This window comes from Streptomyces aurantiacus (assembly GCF_027107535.1).
Lineage (GTDB): Bacteria > Actinomycetota > Actinomycetes > Streptomycetales > Streptomycetaceae > Streptomyces.
The window spans coordinates 7,992,692-8,012,548 of the sequence record NZ_CP114283.1; the positions used below are offsets into that span (position 1 = coordinate 7,992,692).

Genomic DNA, 19,857 nt, shown 5'->3' on the forward strand with positions numbered 1-19,857 from the left:
GTCAGGTCCCTTCCGTCGTCACTTGCCCGCAGCGGCAGGGGTGTCCTCGCCGAGCAGCTTGCCGTCCGACGTCTCGAACTGCTTCTTGAAGTCCGCGATCGCGTCGGCGATGGCCTGCAGGGTGTCGTCGGACATCTTGCCGCCCTCCTTGATGGAGGTCATGAGGCCCTGCTCCTTGCGGTGCAGGTACTCGAGGAGCTCCTTCTCGAAGCGGCGGATGTCGTTGACCGGTACGTCGTCCATCTTGCCGGTGGTGCCGGCCCAGACGGAGACGACCTGGTCCTCGGTGGCCATCGGCTGGTACTGAGCCTGCTTGAGCAGCTCGACCATCCGCTGACCGCGCTCCAGCTGCGCCTTCGACGCGGCGTCCAGGTCGGAACCGAAGGCGGCGAACGCCTCCAGCTCACGGAACTGGGCGAGGTCCACGCGCAGACGGCCGGAAACCTGCTTCATCGCCTTGTGCTGCGCGGAACCACCGACTCGGGAGACGGAGATACCGACGTTCAGCGCGGGGCGCTGACCGGCGTTGAACAGGTCCGACTCCAGGAAGCACTGGCCGTCGGTGATGGAGATGACGTTGGTCGGGATGAACGCCGAGACGTCGTTGGCCTTCGTCTCGACGATCGGCAGACCGGTCATCGAGCCCGCGCCCAGCTCGTCCGAGAGCTTCGCGCAGCGCTCGAGGAGACGGGAGTGCAGGTAGAAGACGTCACCCGGGTAGGCCTCGCGCCCCGGCGGACGGCGGAGCAGCAGGGACACGGCGCGGTAGGCGTCGGCCTGCTTCGAGAGGTCGTCGAAGATGATGAGGACGTGCTTGCCCTCGTACATCCACTGCTGGCCGATGGCCGAACCGGTGTACGGCGCCAGGTACTTGAAGCCGGCCGGGTCGGACGCCGGGGCGGCGACGATGGTCGTGTACTCCAGCGCGCCGGCCTCTTCGAGGGCGCCACGCACGGAGGCGATGGTCGAGCCCTTCTGACCGATGGCGACGTAGACGCAGCGGACCTGCTTCTTCGGGTCGCCCGTGCGCCAGTTGTCACGCTGGTTGATGATCGTGTCGACGGCCAGAGCGGTCTTGCCGGTCTGACGGTCACCGATGACCAGCTGACGCTGGCCACGGCCGATCGGGGTCATCGCGTCGACGGCCTTGTAGCCGGTCTCCATCGGCTCGTGCACCGACTTACGGGCCATGACGCCCGGGGCCTGCAGCTCGAGGGCGCGGCGGCCGGACGTCTCGATCTCGCCGAGACCGTCGATCGGGGTGCCGAGCGGGTCGACCACGCGGCCGAGGTAGCCCTCGCCCACCGCGACCGACAGGACCTCGCCGGTACGGGTGACCGGCTGGCCCTCCTCGATACCGCTGAACTCGCCGAGGACGACCGCACCGATCTCGCGCTCTTCCAGGTTCAGTGCGAGACCGAGGGTGCCGTCCTCGAACTTCAGCAGTTCGTTGGCCATGGCCGAGGGCAGGCCCTCGACCTTCGCGATGCCGTCGCCGGCAAGGGTGACCGTACCGACCTCCTCGCGCGAGGCCGCGTCCGGCTTGTACGACTGGACAAAGTTCTCCAGCGCATCCCGGATCTCCTCCGGCCGGATCGTGAGCTCCGCCATCTGGGTTCCCTGCTCTCCTTGTTGGGCCCGAAGTTTTCTTGGGGGGTCTGGGGTCAGCCCCCAGGAATCCTCTGCACGGCCCAACCAGGGCCGTAAGTACTTCTTAGGTACTGCCGTGTACGCGTATTGAGTTGCTGCTAGCCCGCCATGCGGCGGCTGGCGTCCGCGAGCCGGTCCGCGATCGAGCCATTGATGATCTCGTCGCCGACCTGCACCCGGATTCCGCCGAGGACCTCGGGGTCCACGTCGAGGTTGAGGTGCATCTGACGGCCGTAGAGCTTCGCGAGGGCGGCGCCGAGGCGCTGCTTCTGCGACGGGCTCAGCACGACCGCCGAGGTGACGACGGCGACCATGCGGTCACGACGCTCGGCGGCGAGCTTGGACAGGGACTCGAGTCCCGCTTCCAGGCTACGTCCCCGGGGCGCGGTCACAAGGCGCGTGACCAACCGCTCGGTGACGGCGTCGGCCCGGCCGCCGAGCAGACTGCGCAGCAGTTCGCTCTTGGCCGCGGTCGTGGCGCCGCGGTCGGTCAGCGCGGCCCGCAGTCCGGTGCTGGAAGAGACGATCCGGCCGAACCGGAACAGCTCGTCCTCCACGTCGTCGAGTTTGCCCGCGCGCTGCGCCGCCGTGAGATCGGCGGTGTCGGCCAGCTCCTCGATGGAGTCCACCAGGTCGCGCGAGCGCGACCAGCGGGCACGCACCAGGCCGGCCACCAGGTCGGCGGTCGTACCGCTGACCTGGCCGGCGAGGAGACGTCCGGCCAGTTCGGCCTTCGCCTCTCCGGCCTGCGACGGGTCGGTGAGGACCCGGCGCAGTGACACCTCGCGGTCGAGCAGCGCGGTGACGGCGGCCAGCTCGGATGCGAGCTGCGCCGCGTCCACGGACGTGTTGTCCGTCAGCGCGTCGAGACGCTCACGTGCGGCAGCCAGGGCCTCGCGGCTCGCCCCGTTCATCGCGTGGCCTCGGCCTGCGAAGCGGTCTCGTCGAGACCGTCGAGGAACCGGTCGATGGTGCGGCTCTGCCGGGCGTGGTCCTCGAGGGACTCTCCGACGAGCTTGCCGGCCAGTTCGGTGGCCAGCTGGCCGACGTCCTGACGCAGCGCGGACGCGGCGGCCTTGCGGTCGGCCGCGAGCTGGGTGTGACCGGCGGCGATGATTTCCTCACGCTGCCGCTGGCCTTCCGCGCGCATCTCGGCGATGAGCGTGGCGCCCTGCTCCTGCGCCTCCTGGCGCAGACGCGCGGCCTCGTGCCGGGCTTCGGCGAGCTGAGCCTTGTACTGCTCGAGCACGCTCTGGGCCTCGGTCTGAGCGGCCTCGGCCTTCTCGATACCGCCCTCGATGGCCTCGCGGCGCTGCTCCAGAACCTTGTTGATGTTCGGGAGGAGCTTCTTGGCGAGGAAGCCGAAGACGATGACGAAGGCGATCAGGCCGATGACCAGCTCGGGAATCGGCGGGATGAGGGGATTTTCCATCTCCTCGGCCGCGACAGTGAGCAGCTGGCTCATATCAGTGCCTTTCGTCTAGTGGGCGGTCTGTCGTGAATCCGACGTCAGACGCCGTAGACGAACGGCATGACCAGACCGATGAGGGCGAGCGCCTCACAGAAGGCGAAGCCGAGGATCTGGTTGGCGCGGATGAGGCCGGCGGCCTCGGGCTGACGGGCAAGGGCCTGGGTGCCGTTACCGAAGATGATGCCGACGCCGACGCCGGGGCCGATGGCGGCGAGGCCGTAGCCGATGGAGCCGAGGGAGCCGGAGACAGCGGCGAGGGTCTCAGTGGCAGCCATGCTGATTCTTCCTTCTCTGTACGGACCGGCGGGGGTTGGCCACCGGACGCTTAGGGGGTTCTACTGGAGGGGTGGCTCAGTGGTGCTCGGCGAGCGCGCCCTGGATGAAGGTGCAGGTGAGGAGCACGAAGACGTACGCCTGCAGGGCCTGGATGAACAGCTCGAAGGCCGTCATCACGATCACCATGACGAACGAGACGCCCGCGTAGGCGATCCCGATGCCGTTGAGCAGGTACCAGCTGGCGATCGTGAACAGCAGCAGCAGGGTGTGGCCCGCGAACATGTTCGCGAAGAGCCGCACCGCGTGCGTGAACGGCCGCACGAGCAGGTTCGAGAGGAGTTCGATGAACATGGCCAGCGGGAGGACCGGGCCCAGCGACTTGTCGTATCCGGTGATGTTCTTGAAACCACCGACGAATCCGTGCCGCTTGAAGGTCAGCGAGACCCACAGGACGTAGACGATCAGAGCGAGGACCGCGGGGTACGCGATGATCGACGTAACCGGGAACTGCGCGACCGGGATGATCGACCAGAGGTTCATCATCCAGATGAAGAAGAACAGCGAGACAACCAGCGGGACGTACTTCTCGCCTTCCTTCTTGCCGATGGTCTCGTAGACGACACCGCGACGGATGAAGTCGTAGCCCGCCTCGGCCACCATCTGCAGCTTGCCCGGGACGACCTTCGGCTTACGGAAGGCGGCCCAGAAGAAGCCGATGATGATGACGGAGCCGAGCAGCGCCAGGAGCATCGTCTTGTTGAAATAGACGCTGCTGTCCGCATCGCCCACCAGGGGCTCGAACAGGAACGAATGCAGGCCGGGAGCCGGGAAGCCACAGCCGTCGAAGATGTGGCAGTCGGTCTCGAAGGCGAGCACCTGCGTCGGGTCAGCACTCACCGCGGGCTCCTTCAGCGTGGCGCATGGGTACGGCAACCTCGTTGTGTCGGCGCGGCGAACAGCCGCGGTTCGGCACTGGACTGGTGTTACGGATGTGGGGGCGGCAAGAGGGCATCGAGCCTCGCGCTAGAGCAGGCGTCAGCTCAGATGCCCGCGCCCGCGATGCCGCAGTTGGCACCGGACGATAGCAGGATCCCCAACGTGCGCTTATCCCGGCCCTACCCCTCACGACGAGTGCCCCGTCTTTTCGGGCTTGTCGCCCTTCGAGGAGTCGGGTTCGACGTACAGGATCTTGGCCTTCATGTGGGCACGCGCCTGGGCGCCGATCCACGCGAGCGTGGTGGCGACAAGCGTGATGGCGAACGCCTTGGGGTTGAACAACGTCGTGTTCTTGAAGGCCGCGACGAAGATGAACAGCAGAAGAATCTGTGCCGTGTAGAGCATCAGACCCATCGCCTGGAAAAGGTGCGGAAGCGATTTGGCGGTGCGCTGCAGAACGTACAGCCCGATACCCATGAACAGGATCACGACCAGCGTCGCCACGAGCGCCCCGACCGCTCCCTCACCACCGGCAACCACACCACTGACGACGGCTGCGACTGCGCCGACGACAGCTGTGGGCACAGCGGCCTGGAGGAGGATCCGGACGTCGTTGGAGGGCATGGCGGCAACTCCGCTTGTTCAAGGGGGCAGGTGTCGTCATGGACGAGCGTAGTCCCGGACAGAGAGAGAACCTCACGCCGATGAACCGTCGCACTGCGGTCCTTCGGCTCCGTCCTGGGTTCTCGTGAACCGTATCACAAACTATTTGATGAGGTCTTTACCTGGTTGGTGTGCCTGGAGTCACACATGAGAGTGAACGCGCGCGTCTGTGCACTCCGGCGACCGTCTTGTCTGGTATTAGGGCGTTTTCCAAGAGCCGCCCAGCAGGCGGCTCTTGCGCGATTCTTACCCGGCGTCAGCGCGACGTTCCGGTCCTGCGCTCTTCCAGGACGCGTGAACGAGGGCCGACGGCGGTCGCCCCGTTGACTCCTGACACACCCACGGCCACCGGAGTGCGGTGTTCCTCACCCTGGGCGCCGGCGTCGTCCGCCTCGCCGTGCGGCCCTCCGTCGGCCGCGCACGCGGTCGGCGTCGCGGCCTCCGCGGGTACGTCGACTGCCTTGCGCCGGCGGTAGCGGGGCGGCACGAAGTGCTCGGCCCAGCGCGGGGCACGCGGCGTGAAGCGCGGCAGCAGGAGCAGCACCAGGCCCACCGCGCTGAGCGCCATGATGCCGAGCACGATCCACATGGCACCCGAGTTCACCGAGTACGCGAGGGCGCCGAAGGCGATGAGCGCCGACCAGAAGTACATGATGAGGACGGCCCGGCTGTGCGAGTGCCCGATCTCCAGCAGACGGTGGTGCAGGTGGCCGCGGTCGGCGGCGAACGGGGACTTGCCGTTCCAGGTGCGCCGCACGATGGCGAGCAGCAGGTCGGCCGCCGGGACGGCGATGATCGTCAGTGGCAGCAGCAGCGGGATGTAGACCGGCACCGTCTGGTGCACGGCCTCCTTCTCGGACCCGGCGAAGAGGTTCATCGCGTCGGGGTCGACCTGCCCGGTGATGGAGATGGCACCGGCCGCGAGCACCAGGCCGATCAGCATCGAGCCCGAGTCGCCCATGAAGATCCGGGCAGGATGCATGTTGTGCGGCAGGAAGCCCAGGCACATGCCCATGAGGATCGCGGAGAACAGGGTCGCGGGGGCGGCGGACTCCAGGCCGTAGCCGTACCAGATGCGGTACGCGTACATGAAGAACGCTGCGGCGGCGATGCACACCATGCCGGCGGCGAGGCCGTCGAGGCCGTCGACGAAGTTCACGGCGTTGATGGTGATCACGACGAGCGCGACCGTCAGCAGCGTGCCCTGCCACTGGGTCAGCGACACCGAGCCGACGCCGGGGATCGGCAGCCACAGGATCGTCAGACCCTGCATGACCATGACGCCCGCGGCGATCATCTGGCCGCCGAGCTTGATGAGGGCGTCGATCTCGAACTTGTCGTCCAGGACACCGATCAGCCAGATCAGCGCGGCGCCGGAGAGCAGGGCGCGCGGCTCGTTGGAGTTCTCGAACACCTCGTTGAGGTTCGTCAGATGGTCGGCGACCAGCAGGCCGGCGCACAGTCCGAAGAACATCGCGATGCCGCCCAGCCGCGGTGTGGGTTCTCGGTGCACGTCACGTGCCCGGATCTCCGGCATCGCTCCGGCCACGATCGCGAACTTCCGCACCGGCCCGGTCAGCAGGTACGTCACCGCGGCCGTGATGCAGAGCGTCAGGAGGTATTCACGCACGGGCTTCCCCACAGGTCTCGCTGGCCATCTCAGCCCCACACCCTAGCTTTGCGCGCATAGGGTTGGGGACTTCCGGGTAGAGCCGATGGTTGCACGAGTGGCTGTGCCCCTGTGGCCGCCTACCCCCCGCTAGCCGGGATAGGGGGGAAATCTCCCGGTCAGATCCCGCACTTCTTCACGCACGCGACGGCCGGCCGCCTCGTCCCGCAGGGCCGTCGCGAACAGCGCGGCGATCCGGGTCATCTCGGCCTCGCCCATGCCCTGCGTGGTGACGGCGGCCGTGCCCAGGCGCAGTCCGCGCACGTCGGGGTGGGGCAGCGCACAGGTGTCGAGGACCATTCCGGCGGCGGCGAGACGTCCGCGGGCGGTGCGGCCCTCCACGCCGAGCGGCGCCGGGTCGACGGTCAGCAGGTGGGTGTCGGTGCCGCCGGTGGTGACCGCGAGCCCCTCGGCGGCCAGGCTCCCCGCGAGCATCCGCGCGTTCGCGACCACCTGATGGGCGTACGCGGTGAACGCCGGTGTTGCCGCCTCGCCGAACGCGACGGCCTTGGCGGCGATGGTGTGCATCTGCGCGCCGCCCTGGGTGAAGGGGAAGACCGCCCGGTCCACGCGCTCGGCCAGTTCGCTCCCGCACAGCAGCATTCCGCCGCGCGGTCCGCGCAGCACCTTGTGCGTGGTCGCGCACACGACGTCGGCGTACGGGACCGGGCTGGGGGCAGCTCCCCCGGCGACGAGCCCGATGGGGTGGGCGGCGTCGGCGATGAGGTACGCGCCGACCTCGTCCGCCACCTCGCGGAAGGCGGCGTAGTCGATGTGCCGGGGGTAGGAGATGGACCCGCACACGATGGCCTTCGGGCGGTGCGTACGGGCCAGCGCCCGAACCTGCTCGTGGTCGATGAGCCCGCTCTCCGGGTCGACGCCGTATCCGACGAAGTCGAACCACCTGCCGGAGAAGTTGGCGGGTGACCCGTGCGTCAGGTGCCCGCCGTGCGGCAGGCCCATCGCGAGGACGGTGTCACCGGGGCGCAGCAGGGCGGCGTACGCGGCCAGCACGGCCGAACTCCCGGAGTGGGACTGCACGTTGGCGTGATCGGCGCCGAAGAGGGCCCTCGCACGCTCCATGGCGACCCGCTCGGCGACGTCGACCAGTTCGCAGCCGCCGTGGTGCCGGGCACCGGGATAGCCCTCGGCGTACTTGTTGGCGAGTGGCGAGCCCAGGGCGGCCAGCACGGCCGGCGAGGTGAAGTTCTCGGCAGCGATCAGCTGCAGCGTCGTCGTCTGCCGCTCCAGCTCGCCGAGGATGATCTCGGCCAGTTCCGGATCCTGCCGGCCGAGCACGTCGGCCGACGGCGGACCTTCAAGCATGTGTGTGACCGGCATGGCTGACTCCGGACCTCGGCGGGGGGGACCTACGTCCAATGTAGAACCGAGTTCTCCACCGCGCCCGGTGTTACGTCCGAGCCGGTGTCCCGTCCCCCGGCGCGCGCCTCGTACGGCTTGGCCCCTCGCGTCGTCCCGGGGCCCCGGTCAGGTGCGCGCGGGCACCCCTGTCAGCGCCGTGACCACCGGGTCCAGTGCCTGCTGGATCTCGTCCCCCACCGACCGGAAGAACGGCAGGGGCGCCCCGTACGGGTCGTACACCTCGTCCGCCTCCGCCGTCGGCGCCAGGAGCCACCCGCGTAGAGCCGCCGCAGCACGGACCAGTGCCCGTGCGCGCGCGACCATGCCCTCCTCCAGAGGGGGGAGCGTCGCGGGGTCTATGGCCCGGACCAGGCGGGTGAACTCCTTCAGCGTGAAGGTGCGCAGGCCCGCCGAGTGGCCCATGGAGATGACCTGGGCGCGGTGGTCGCGGGTGGCGGTGAGCACCAGGTCCGCCCTGATGACGTGCTCGTCCAGCAGCTCGCGGCCCACGAAGCCGGAGGGGTCCGCGCCGAAGTCCGCGAGGACCGTCTCCGCGTTGGCCTCCATGGCGGCGCCCTCGTGCCCCCAGGTGCCGGCGCTCTCCACGATCAGGCCGCCCCACAGGGGGTCGCCGAGGCGGTCCGCCAGGGCATGGCGGGTCAGCCGCTCGGTGATCGGCGAGCGGCACACGTTGCCGGTGCTGACGTGGAGGATGCGAAAGAAGGAGTCGCCCGAGGCCCCGTCGCCGTAAGCCCCCGTGTTCCCCGTCCCCGTACCTATGCCACGCCCCGCGTCAGGGGCTGTCAATTCGCCACCTCGAGGTCGGGTACGACCTTCCGCAGCTCCTCGGCCGACAGGGCCCCCGCGCGCAGCAGCACCGGCACCTTGCCCGTCACGTCGACGATCGACGAGGGGACGATGCCGGGGGTGGGGCCGCCGTCCAGGTACACGGAGACGGAGTCGCCGAGCATCTCCTGCGCGGCGTCGCAGTCCTCGGGGGACGGGTGTCCCGTGAGGTTCGCGGACGAGACGGCCATCGGGCCGACCTCGGTCAGCAGCTCGATGGCGACCGGGTGCAGCGGCATGCGCACGGCGACGGTGCCGCGGGTGTCCCCCAGGTCCCACTGGAGCGACGGCTGGTGCTTGGCGACGAGGGTCAGCGCGCCCGGCCAGAAGGCGTCGACGAGCTCCCACGCCATCTCGGAGAAGTCCGTGACCAGGCCGTGCAGCGTGTTCGGGGAGCCGATGAGGACGGGCGTGGGCATGCTCCGGCCCCGGCCCTTGGCCTCCAGCAGGTCGGACACGGCCTCCGAGCTGAACGCGTCGGCGCCGACCCCGTACACGGTGTCGGTCGGCAGGACGACGAGCTCGCCCCGGCGGACGGCGGACGCGGCCTCGCGCAGACCCGTCGAGCGGTCGGTCGCGTCGTTGGTGTCGTATCGCCGTGCCATATCAGCAAGCCTCCTCGAACACGCGGGCCCCGTTGGCCGCGCGTCTAACGATGTCCACGTCGTCCACGCAAGAAGTCGCCGCGGTCATGGCATCGCCCTGCGGGCGGTCGCGAACCGCGGCCTGTTGTTGAGGTCGGGGTGGTCGGCGGCGTCGGCCCAGCCCCGCTCCTCGGTGAAGATCCACGGCACCTGCCCGCCCTGGGTGTCCGCGTGCTCGACGACGACGACACCGCCCGGCCGCAGCAGCCGGTGCGCGGTGCGCTCCAGGCCGCGGATCAGGTCGAGGCCGTCCTCCCCCGAGAACAGGGCGAGTTCGGGATCGTGGTCCCGGGCCTCCGGAGCGACGTACTCCCATTCCGTGAGCGGGATGTACGGCGGATTGGAGATGACGAGGTCCACCTGGCCGTCGAGGTCGGGGAAGGCGTCCAGCGCGTCCCCCTGCCGCAGGTCGACCCTGGACCCCTCGACGTTCTTACGGGTCCACCGCAGCGCGTCCTCGGACAGTTCGACGGCGTGCACGCGGGAGCGCGGCACCTCCTGCGCGAGGGCGAGCGCGATGGCGCCCGAACCGGTGCACAGGTCGACGATCAGCGGCTCCACGACGTCCATCGCACGGACGGCGTCTATGGCCCAGCCGACGACCGACTCGGTCTCGGGCCGGGGCACGAACACGCCGGGCCCGACCTGGAGTTCCAGGTAGCGGAAGTAGGCCCGTCCGGTGATGTGCTGGAGCGGCTCACGGGCCTCACGGCGCGCGATCGTCTCCCAGTACCGGGCGTCGAAGTCGGAGTCCTTGACGGTGTGCAGCTCGCCCCGCTTCACGCCGTGCACGAACGCGGCGAGCTCCTCGGCGTCGTTGCGCGGCGAGGGCACGCCGGCGTCGGCCAGCCGCTGGGTGGCCTGGGCCACTTCCGCGAGCAGCACTCCGCGGGGGTTTGGGGTTCGCCCCCCAAAATGTTGCTGCACGCTGGTCCTCCGGGGCTGAGCTGTTGTCCGTCGAGCGGATGGGTACTGCGGCTGTGCTGGTGCGCGTCCTAGGCCGCGGCGAGCTTGGCCGCCGAGTCGGCGTCCACGCAGGCCTGGATCACCGAGTCGAGGTCACCGTCGAGGACCTGGTCCAAGTTGTACGCCTTGAAGCCGACGCGGTGGTCCGAGATGCGGTTCTCCGGGAAGTTGTACGTACGGATCTTCTCGGAGCGGTCGACGGTGCGGACCTGGCTGCGGCGGGCGTCCGCGGCCTTGCTCTCCGCCTCCTCCTGCGCCGCGGCCAGCAGCCTGGAGCGCAGGATACGCATCGCCTGCTCCTTGTTCTGCAGCTGGCTCTTCTCGTTCTGGCAGGAGGCGACGACTCCGGTGGGAACGTGCGTGATGCGCACGGCGGAGTCGGTCGTGTTGACGGACTGGCCGCCGGGCCCGGAGGAGCGGTAGACGTCGATCCGCAGGTCGTTGGCGAGGATCTCGACGTCGACCTCCTCGGCCTCGGGCGTGACGAGCACGCCGGCGGCCGAGGTGTGGATGCGGCCCTGCGACTCGGTGGAGGGGACCCGCTGCACGCGGTGCACCCCGCCCTCGTACTTCATCCGGGCCCAGACACCCTGGCCGGGCTCGGTGGCACCCTGGCCGCCCTTGGTCTTCACGGCGACCTGGACGTCCTTGTAGCCGCCGAGCTCGGACTCGGTGGAGTCGATGATCTCGGTCTTCCAGCCGACACGCTCGGCGTACCGGAGGTACATGCGCAGGAGGTCGCCGGCGAACAGGGCCGACTCGTCGCCGCCCGCGCCCGCCTTGATCTCGAGGATGACGTCCTTGTCGTCGCTGGGGTCGCGCGGGACGAGGAGCAGCCGCAGCTTCTCCGTCAGTTCCTCGCGCTGCTTCTCCAGGTCCTTGACCTCGGCGGCGAAGTCGGGGTCGTCGGCGACGAACCCCTTGGCCGTCTCGATGTCGTCCCCGGTCTGCTTCCAGGAGCGGTACGTCGCGACGATCGGGGTCAGCTCGGCATAACGCTTGTTGAGCTTGCGCGCGTTGGCCTGGTCGGCGTGGACCGACGGGTCAGCGAGCTTCTTCTCCAGATCGGCGTGCTCGCCGATGAGTTCCTCGACCGCCTCGAACATCTCCGGCTCCAATGGGCTGCCCCCGGCTCGTCACGGGCTCGGGGACGTAGGTACGGCTTGGGGGTTCCCCCCGCTCGATCGGGGTCGAGAGCTCGGGGGAGGGGGCTGCACCGCAAAGCGCCGGTCCCGGCGCCCCCTGGTCGGAGGCGCCGGAGACCGGCGCTGCGAGCTCGCTACTTGTTGTCAGCGGCAGCCTTGGCCTTGCCGAAGCGGGCCTCGAAGCGGGCCACACGGCCACCGGTGTCGAGGATCTTCTGCTTGCCCGTGTAGAACGGGTGGCACTCGGAGCAGACCTCGGCACGGACGGTGCCGTTGGAGATCGTGCTGCGGGTGGTGAACGACGCGCCACAGGTGCAGCTGACCTGCGTCTCGACGTACTCGGGGTGGATGTCGCGCTTCAAGGTGTCTCCTAGTTTCGGGAGGGCGCCGGGTCGCCGCCGCGGGATGCGGGTGCGTGAACCGGGGCCGACTGTCCAGTCTGCCAGGACTGGTGCCATCTCCCAAAACCGGGGGACGGCGTCGGGTATTCCCCGGGGGTGGGAGTGGTGCGCCCCGGGGTGCCCGAGTGTCGCCGTGGGCCGGTGCGGGCCCGGTCCCGGGCCGTCGTGCGGTGTGCCCGTGCCCCTTGCGGGACTACGAGGCGATCACGCCCTTGGCGTCGCCGCTCGCCGTCTTCTCGGTCGCCGACTTCGGGATCGCCCGGTCGTTCTTCAGGGCGTCCCAGACCAGCTCGGCCTTGGTCTTCTGGAGGAGGACGCGGTTCGCGTCGGCCGGGTCGTACTGGACCGGCATCGTGACCATGTTCATCTTCGAGGAACTGATCCCCTTGAGCCCGCCCGCGAACGACGCCAGGTCCTTGACCGAGTCGAGGTCGGAGTCGGTGGTGACGGTCTTGGTCGCGGTGTCGGCGAGGTCGTACAGCTTCGTCGGGCTGGTCAGCACGCCGATGTCCTTGACCTGGTTGACGAGGGCCTTGATGAACGCCTGCTGGAGCTGGATGCGGCCGAGGTCGGAGCCGTCGCCGACACCGTGGCGCGTACGGACCAGACCGAGCGCCTGCTTGCCGGTGAGCTGGTGCGTGCCGGCTTCCAGGTCGAGGTGGCTCTCCTTGTCGGTGATGCTCTTGGTCGTGGTGACCTCGACACCGCCGAGCTCGTCGATCAGCTTCTGGAAGCCGCTGAAGTCGACCTCCAGGTAGTGGTCCATGCGGATGCCGGTCATCGACTCGACGGTCTTCACGGCGCAGGCGGCGCCGCCCGTCGAGTACGCCGAGTTGAACATCGCCAGGGACGCGGCGTCGTGCCTGACGCCCTGGCTGTCGGTGCACTCGGGCCGGGGCACGAGGGTGTCGCGGGGTATGGAGACCACGCTGGCCTTCTTGTGGCCCTCGTAGACGTGCACGATCATCGCCGTGTCCGAGCGGGCGCTGCCGTCGTCGATGCCGCCGCCGAGCTTCTTGTTGCTGCCGGAGCGGGTGTCGGAGCCGAGCACGAGGATGTCCTGCGAGCCGTTGTCGACGTCCAGGGGCCGGTCGGTGCCGAGTGCCTGGTTGATGTCGACGCTCTTGATGTTGTCGTTGAGGCTGAAGTACATGTACCCGAGACCGGTACCGCCCAGGACGAGGACGCCCGCAGCGGACCAGGCCGTGACGAGGAGCGCCTTGTGGCGCCTGCTGCGCGGCTTGCGGCGGCGGCCCGTGGCGCGGTGGCGCGGGACGGTGGTACCGGAATCGTCCGGGATACCGGGTTCCGGAATGCTCTCGGCAGACATGTGCTCCTCAGTCCTCGCTGGCTCGGTTACCCCCTGCGGTCAGGGTCAGGCGTGGTCAAGTGCCGTGACGTCTCTGTCAGGACCCGTCTGTTCAGACGTTGAAACCGAAAAAAGGGTTGCACAACAGGCTGTGACCGTACGGTGCGCCGATGGCAACGGTGAGTGAGTGGCGCAGGCGGTCACCGACGGCTCACCTGCGCTTTCGGGGGCGGACGCGATGGTTCCCACGCCCCGTGACGCCCTTCACACCTGTGGTGAAGGTCTCGCGTGCGGCCCCTGGCGACACCGGCTTGTCCCCCGGCACACGGCAACGCGAAGGGCCGCCCCCGTGTGTGACGGGGGCGGCCCTTCGCGGTACCGCTGTCCGGCCGAGCCGGCTGCGACCTCAGTCGTTGCCGTTGCCCGGCATCGGCGTCGTCTTCTGGATCTGCAGCAGGAACTCGGCGTTCGACTTCGTCTGCTTCATCTTGTCGAGCAGCAGCTCGATCGCCTGCTGCTGGTCGAGCGCGTGCAGCACGCGACGCAGCTTCCAGGTGATGGCGAGCTCGTCGCTGCCGAGCAGGAGCTCTTCCTTACGGGTACCGGACGCGTCGACGTCCACCGCCGGGAAGACGCGCTTGTCGGCGAGCTTGCGGTCGAGCTTGAGCTCGGCGTTGCCGGTGCCCTTGAACTCCTCGAAGATGACCTCGTCCATGCGCGAGCCGGTGTCGACGAGCGCGGTGGCCAGGATCGTCAGCGAGCCGCCGTCCTCGATGTTGCGCGCGGCACCGAAGAAGCGCTTCGGCGGGTAGAGCGCGGTCGAGTCGACACCACCGGACAGGATGCGGCCGGAGGCCGGGGCGGCGAGGTTGTACGCACGGCCCAGACGCGTGATCGAGTCGAGCAGCACGACGACGTCGTGGCCCAGCTCCACCAGGCGCTTGGCACGCTCGATGGCGAGCTCGGCGACCGTGGTGTGGTCCTCGGCGGGGCGGTCGAAGGTCGAGGAGATGACCTCGCCCTTCACCGACCGCTGCATGTCGGTGACCTCTTCCGGACGCTCGTCGACCAGGACGACCATCAGGTGGCACTCGGGGTTGTTGTGCGTGATCGCGTTGGCGATCGCCTGCATGATCATGGTCTTGCCGGTCTTCGGCGGGGCCACGATCAGACCGCGCTGGCCCTTGCCGATCGGCGCGACGAGGTCGATGATGCGGGTCGTCAGCACGCCCGGGTCGGTCTCCAGACGGAGCCGGTCCTGCGGGTAAAGGGGCGTCAGCTTGTTGAACTCGGGCCGCCCGCGCCCTGATTCGGCAGCCATGCCGTTCGCCGAGTCGAGGCGGACCAGCGCGTTGAACTTCTCGCGGCGCTCGCCGTCCTTGGGCTGACGGACCGCGCCGGTGACGTGGTCACCCTTGCGCAGACCGTTCTTGCGGACCTGGGCGAGGGAGACGTACACGTCGTTCGGCCCCGGCAGGTAGCCCGAGGTGCGGATGAACGCGTAGTTGTCGAGGATGTCCAGGATGCCCGCGACGGGGATCAGGACGTCGTCGTCGGCGACCTGCGGCTCGTTGGGGCCGAACTCCTCGCGGCCACGGCGGCCACGGCGGTCCCGGTAACGACCGCGGCGGCCGCGGCGGCCACCCTCGAAGTCGTCGTCGTCCTGCGGGCCGTTGTCACGCTGGCGGTCCTGGCGGTCCTGGCGGTCTTGACGGCCGCCGCCCTGCTGCTGCCGGTCCTGACGGTCCTGGCGCTGCTGATTGCCGCCGCCCTGGCCACCCTGACCGCCCTGGCCACCCTGCTGCTCGTCGCTCTTGCCACGGCGGTCGCGGTCGCGGCCACCACGGTCACGGTCGCCGCGCTCACCACGGTCGCCGCGGTCACGACGGTCGCGGCGGCCCTGACGGCCGTCGGCGCCGCCGTCCGAGGCGTCGCTCTGCGACTGGGCGGGCGTCTCGGCCTTCGGCTCGCTCTTCGCCTCGGCGGTGACCGTCTCGGGGCTGCCCGCGTCGGCGGTCGCGCGCCGCCTGCGGCGCTCGACCGGGGCGTCGTCTCCCCCACGGTCGGCTTCGCTCGCGCGCGAGGGGCCTCCGTCGGGCTGGCCCGGAATCTCGATCTGCTGCTGGGCCACGGCTTTCTCGGCCTTGGCGTCCGCCTTCTTGTCGGCGGCGGAGGCGGCCTCGTCACCCGTACGAGCCTTCGAGGTGGCCCGGCGCTTGGGCTTCGTCTCGGTGGCGTCCGCGGCCTTGGCCGGGGCACTCCCTCCCCCAGAGCCTGAAGCGGCCTGGGAGGTACCCCCACCCTGCGCCTCCTTGATGACCTCGATCAGCTGGCTCTTGCGCATCCGCGCGGTGCCCCTGATGCCGAGGCCGGATGCGACCTGCTGCAGCTCGGCCAGCACCATGCCCTCGAGGCCGGTACCGCGGCGCCGACGGGAGCCGGCACCGGTGGCAGGCGCGGAGGCGTCCGTGGCGGGCGCGGCAGCGGTCTCCTCGACACGTGCGCCCATCAGATCGGTGGTGTCGCTCACGAAGGGTCCTTCCCTGGAGCGGACGTCGGCCTGTCTGGCTCGGCGACCGGTTGTGCTGTCCGACAGTGGTCCGTCATGTGTGGACCGTGCCGGGGCGGTGGTCCGCCAAAAGGCGGAGGGAATTTCTGGGATGACGTTTCCCGTGGCCGTGGCACTGAGGTGCGGTGTCCATCGGCTCGGTCACGCCGGTTCCGGAGCGTGCTCAGCACCGCTCAGCGCGTAGCACCCAATGCATGGCACAAAGCAGTTTGGGGGGCTCCCGGAAGAATGGTTGTCCCGGACGGGGACGTGAAGCACCTCGCCATGGTGGGGTCGGGTGCAGACTTGAGGTTAACACTACCGGATCCAACAAACATTCCCCCTCTCGAAATCCGGCAACACTACGTAGTCAATGGACGCTGACCGGAGCAAGCGGGAGCACGCTCGCGCCGGTGGCGTCGAGGTCCAGCCGGTTGGCCGCCCAGCCCTCGCCCGCCAGTCGTGCGACCTTGTCGGCCGTCGCCTCGTCGGCGAGCGCCAGCACGGTGGGACCGGCTCCGGAGATGACCGCGGGAACTCCGTCGGCACGCAGCCGCTCCACCAGCGCCAGGCTCTCCGGCATGGCCGGGGCGCGGTACTCCTGGTGCAACCGGTCCTCGGTGGCGGGCAGCAGCAGCTCGGGGCGCCTGGTCAGGGCCTCGACGAGCAGTGCGGCGCGGCCCGCGTTGGTGGCGGCGTCGACGTGCGGGACGGTGCGCGGGAGCAGTCCGCGGGCGGTCTCGGTCAGCACGGCCTTCCCCGGTACGAAAACCACCGGAACGATGGAATCCGCGGGTTCCATCCTGATCGCGCGCGCCGCGCCGCCCTCCATCCAGGACAGCGTGAACCCGCCGAGCAGACAGGCAGCGACGTTGTCGGGGTGCCCCTCGATCTCGGTCGCGAGCTCCAGGAGCGCCGTGTCGTCGAGCTTGGAGTCGCCGCCTATGGTCACTGCGCGTGCGGCGACGATGCCGGCGCAGATCGCGGCGGACGAGGAGCCGAGGCCGCGGCCGTGCGGGATGCGGTTGGCGCAGACGATCTCGAGGCCGCGGGGCTGTCCGCCCAGCAGGTCGAAGGCGGTGCGCAGGGATCGTACGAGGAGGTGACGCTCGTCGCGCGGGAGCGTCTCACTTCCCTCGCCCGCGATGTCGATGTTCAGCCCGGAGTCGGCCACCCGGACGACCACGTCGTCGTAGAGCCCCAGTGACAGACCCAGGGCGTCGAAGCCCGGGCCGAGGTTGGCACTGGTGGCGGGGACGCGCACCCGGACGGCGGCGGCGCGGAACGCTGGACCGGCCATCGCTCGATGACTCTCCTTGAGCTTGAGCTGCGAGATTTTCGAAATCCTGCGAGACGTACGGAGAATGCGGAAGACCCGGAGGCCGCAGGGACGGCGCGGCACCGCGGCATATGCGGCGGGCGGGTTCGGTACAGCCTATCGAAGGAAGGTTCTGTGGCGACATAGGGCGCACAGGAGGCGCACGATGCGTGTCGTAAGCCCCCTGTGCACCCCCTGTCGGGTGGTGCGGTTACGCGAGACCGAGGCGCTCGGCCGCAGTGGCCGCGTCGACCGGGACCGTGACCGGCTGCGGGGCGCCCGCGACGGCCCAGTCGGGGTCCTTGAGCCCGTTCCCCGTCACCGTGCAGACGATGCGCTGCCCCGGGTCGACCTTCCCCTGCTCTGCGGCCTTCAGCAGACCGGCGACGGACGCGGCGGACGCGGGCTCGACGAAGACACCCTCCTGAGCGGCCAACAGCCGGTAGGCGCGCAGGATCTCACGGTCCGTCACCTCGTCGATGAAGCCGCCCGACTCGTCCCGCGCGGCGAGCGCGAACTGCCACGAGGCCGGGTTGCCGATACGGATCGCGGTGGCGATCGTCGAGGGGTCCTTGACGACCTCGCCGCGCACGATGGGCGCGGACCCGGACGCCTGGAAGCCCCACATCCGCGGAGTGCGCCCGGCGATCTTGTCGGCGGCGTACTCCGTGTACCCCTTCCAGTACGCGGTGATGTTGCCCGCGTTGCCCACCGGGAGGACATGGATGTCGGGGGCGTCGCCGAGCATGTCGACGATCTCGAAGGCCGCGGTCTTCTGGCCCTCGATACGCACCGGGTTCACCGAATTGACCAGTGCCACCGGGTAGTTGTCGGAGAGGCTCCGCGCCAGGGTGAGGCAGTCGTCGAAGTTGCCGTCGACCTGAAGGATCTTCGCGCCGTGCACGAGGGCCTGGCCCATCTTGCCGAGCGCGATCTTGCCCTGCGGGACAAGGACGGCGGAGACCATCCCGGCCCGGACGGCATAGGCGGCCGCGGAGGCAGACGTGTTGCCCGTCGAGGCACAGATGACCGCCTTCGCGCCCTCCTCCTTCGCCCGCGTGATGGCCATGGTCATACCGCGGTCCTTGAAGGACCCGGTGGGGTTCGCACCCTCGACCTTGAGGTGGACCTCGCAGCCCGTGCGCTCGGAGAGCACCTGCGCGGGCACGAGCGGCGTACCGCCCTCACGGAGTGTCACGACCTGCGTGGTGCCGGACACCGGCAACCGGTCCCGGTACTCCTCGATGATTCCGCGCCATTGGTGGGTCATTGCTGGTTACTCTCCTTCAACCCGCATGATGCTGGCGACACCCCGCACGGTGTCGAGGTTGCGCAACGCCTCGACGGTCCCGTTGAGGGACGCGTCGGACGCGCGGTGCGTGACGACGACGAGGGAGGCATCGCCGCCTCCGTCTTGCCGTCCTTGCTGGCGAACCGTATCGATCGACACGCCGTGCTCGGCGAAGACGGTCGCCACCTGGGCGAGAACACCCGGTTTGTCCGCCACGTCGAGGCTGATGTGGTAGCGGGTCACGACCTCGCCCATGGGCGAGACGGGCAACTGGGCGTACGCCGAGTCGCCGGGCCCTGTCGTGCCGCTGAGCCTGTTGCGGCACACGGCGACGAGGTCGCCGAGGACGGCGGACGCCGTGGGGGCGCCGCCCGCGCCCGGCCCGTAGAACATGAGCTGCCCCGCGGCGTCCGACTCGACGAACACGGCGTTGTACGCGCCGCGCACGGAGGCGAGCGGGTGGCTCAGCGGAATCATCGCGGGATGCACCCGCGCGGTGACCGATCCCCCGTCGGCGGCCCGCTCGCAGATGGCGAGCAGCTTGATGGTGCAGCCCATGGCCTTCGCCGAGGCGAAGTCGGCGGCGGTGACCTCGGTCATGCCCTCGCGGTACACGTCGTCGAGGCGTACGCGCGTGTGGAAGGCGATACCGGCGAGGATGGCGGCCTTGGCGGCGGCGTCGAACCCCTCGACATCGGCGGTGGGATCGGCTTCCGCGTATCCCAGGGCGGTGGCCTCGTCGAGCGCTTCCTGATAGCCGGCGCCCGTCGAGTCCATCTTGTCGAGGATGAAGTTGGTGGTTCCGTTGACGATCCCCAGGACCCGGTTGACCTTGTCGCCGGCGAGGGACTCGCGCAGCGGCCGGATCAGCGGGATGGCACCGGCGACGGCGGCCTCGTAATAGAGGTCCCTGCCCTGTTCCTGGGCCAGGGCGTGCAGCGCGGCACCGTCCTGGGCGAGGAGCGCCTTGTTCGCGGAGACGACGGACGCGCCGTGCTCGAACGCGGTGGTGATGAGGGCACGGGCGGGCTCGATACCGCCGATGACCTCGACGACGACGTCGATGTCACCCCGTTTGACCAGGGCGGTCGCGTCGGTGGTGACGAGCGCGGGGTCGATGCCCGCGCGCACCTTGGCGGGCCGCCGCACGGCCACGCCCGCCAGCTCGACGGGGGCACCGATGCGGGCGGCGAGGTCGTCGGCGTGCGTCGTCATGATGCGCGCCACCTCTGAGCCGACGACCCCACAGCCCAGCAGCGCCACCTTCAGCGGACGCGTACGCATCATCCGACCTCGTTTCCTCATACCGTCACGGTGGGACCAGTCTCACTCACCGGACGGGAGTTTCTGCCCTTCGTCCGG

Annotated in this window: 18 protein-coding genes; all 18 read right to left on the reverse strand. The window is 69.5% G+C overall.

Translation table 11 applies throughout. From position 1 onward, the window contains the following. Positions 1-18 precede the first annotated feature (18 nt). Positions 19-1,611, reverse strand: coding sequence for a F0F1 ATP synthase subunit alpha (gene atpA, locus O1Q96_RS37195; RefSeq protein ID WP_269252306.1), 1,593 nt, complete (start codon positions 1,609-1,611; stop codon positions 19-21). 137 nt (positions 1,612-1,748) lie between these two features. Beyond that, entirely contained in the window at positions 1,749-2,564 is an 816-nt protein-coding gene (locus O1Q96_RS37200) for a F0F1 ATP synthase subunit delta (RefSeq protein ID WP_269252307.1), read from the reverse strand. Continuing rightward, on the reverse strand, positions 2,561-3,115 hold the full coding sequence (locus O1Q96_RS37205) for a F0F1 ATP synthase subunit B (protein ID WP_217456825.1): 555 nt from the start codon (positions 3,113-3,115) through the stop codon (positions 2,561-2,563). Before O1Q96_RS37205 ends, O1Q96_RS37200 begins: the two co-directional genes overlap by 4 nt. 44 nt (positions 3,116-3,159) lie before the next feature. Next, a complete protein-coding gene (locus tag O1Q96_RS37210) occupies positions 3,160-3,396 on the reverse strand; it encodes an ATP synthase subunit c family protein (RefSeq protein WP_067273352.1) in 237 nt (78 codons plus the stop codon). Positions 3,397-3,472: 76 nt separating this feature from the next. Further along, complete coding sequence (gene atpB / locus O1Q96_RS37215) at positions 3,473-4,294, reverse strand: F0F1 ATP synthase subunit A (RefSeq protein WP_269252308.1); 822 nt, start codon at positions 4,292-4,294, stop codon at positions 3,473-3,475. 225 nt (positions 4,295-4,519) lie between these two features. After that, positions 4,520-4,957: a Cg1360 family ATP-synthase-associated protein gene (locus O1Q96_RS37220; RefSeq protein WP_269252309.1), complete on the reverse strand. Its 438-nt coding sequence runs from the start codon at positions 4,955-4,957 to the stop codon at positions 4,520-4,522. Between the two features lie 295 nt (positions 4,958-5,252). Continuing rightward, complete coding sequence (locus O1Q96_RS37225; protein WP_269252310.1) at positions 5,253-6,626, reverse strand: MraY family glycosyltransferase; 1,374 nt, start codon at positions 6,624-6,626, stop codon at positions 5,253-5,255. Positions 6,627-6,755: 129 nt separating this feature from the next. Then, on the reverse strand, positions 6,756-8,006 hold the full coding sequence (locus O1Q96_RS37230; protein ID WP_269252311.1) for a serine hydroxymethyltransferase: 1,251 nt from the start codon (positions 8,004-8,006) through the stop codon (positions 6,756-6,758). 147 nt (positions 8,007-8,153) lie between these two features. Beyond that, entirely contained in the window at positions 8,154-8,834 is a 681-nt protein-coding gene (locus O1Q96_RS37235; protein ID WP_217456829.1) for an arsenate reductase/protein-tyrosine-phosphatase family protein, read from the reverse strand. After that, positions 8,831-9,478: an L-threonylcarbamoyladenylate synthase gene (locus tag O1Q96_RS37240; protein WP_269252312.1), complete on the reverse strand. Its 648-nt coding sequence runs from the start codon at positions 9,476-9,478 to the stop codon at positions 8,831-8,833. The genes O1Q96_RS37235 and O1Q96_RS37240 overlap by 4 nt, the downstream gene beginning before the upstream one ends. A gap of 84 nt (positions 9,479-9,562) precedes the next feature. After that, the gene (prmC, locus tag O1Q96_RS37245; protein ID WP_217456831.1) at positions 9,563-10,402 is read right to left on the reverse strand and encodes a peptide chain release factor N(5)-glutamine methyltransferase; all 840 of its coding nucleotides are present in this window, start codon (positions 10,400-10,402) and stop codon (positions 9,563-9,565) included. 110 nt (positions 10,403-10,512) lie between these two features. Continuing rightward, entirely contained in the window at positions 10,513-11,589 is a 1,077-nt protein-coding gene (prfA, locus tag O1Q96_RS37250) for a peptide chain release factor 1 (RefSeq protein WP_269252313.1), read from the reverse strand. A gap of 173 nt (positions 11,590-11,762) precedes the next feature. Next, entirely contained in the window at positions 11,763-11,990 is a 228-nt protein-coding gene (rpmE, locus tag O1Q96_RS37255) for a 50S ribosomal protein L31 (protein WP_269252314.1), read from the reverse strand. Between the two features lie 232 nt (positions 11,991-12,222). Further along, positions 12,223-13,359: an LCP family protein gene (locus O1Q96_RS37260; RefSeq protein ID WP_269252315.1), complete on the reverse strand. Its 1,137-nt coding sequence runs from the start codon at positions 13,357-13,359 to the stop codon at positions 12,223-12,225. 385 nt (positions 13,360-13,744) lie between these two features. Continuing rightward, the gene (gene rho, locus O1Q96_RS37265; RefSeq protein ID WP_269252316.1) at positions 13,745-15,868 is read right to left on the reverse strand and encodes a transcription termination factor Rho; all 2,124 of its coding nucleotides are present in this window, start codon (positions 15,866-15,868) and stop codon (positions 13,745-13,747) included. 388 nt (positions 15,869-16,256) lie between these two features. Next, a complete protein-coding gene (gene thrB, locus O1Q96_RS37270; RefSeq protein WP_269252317.1) occupies positions 16,257-17,186 on the reverse strand; it encodes a homoserine kinase in 930 nt (309 codons plus the stop codon). 229 nt (positions 17,187-17,415) lie between these two features. Continuing rightward, positions 17,416-18,474, reverse strand: coding sequence for a threonine synthase (thrC, locus tag O1Q96_RS37275; RefSeq protein ID WP_269252318.1), 1,059 nt, complete (start codon positions 18,472-18,474; stop codon positions 17,416-17,418). 6 nt (positions 18,475-18,480) lie between these two features. Continuing rightward, a complete protein-coding gene (locus O1Q96_RS37280; RefSeq protein ID WP_217456847.1) occupies positions 18,481-19,779 on the reverse strand; it encodes a homoserine dehydrogenase in 1,299 nt (432 codons plus the stop codon). Positions 19,780-19,857: the final 78 nt, after the last annotated feature.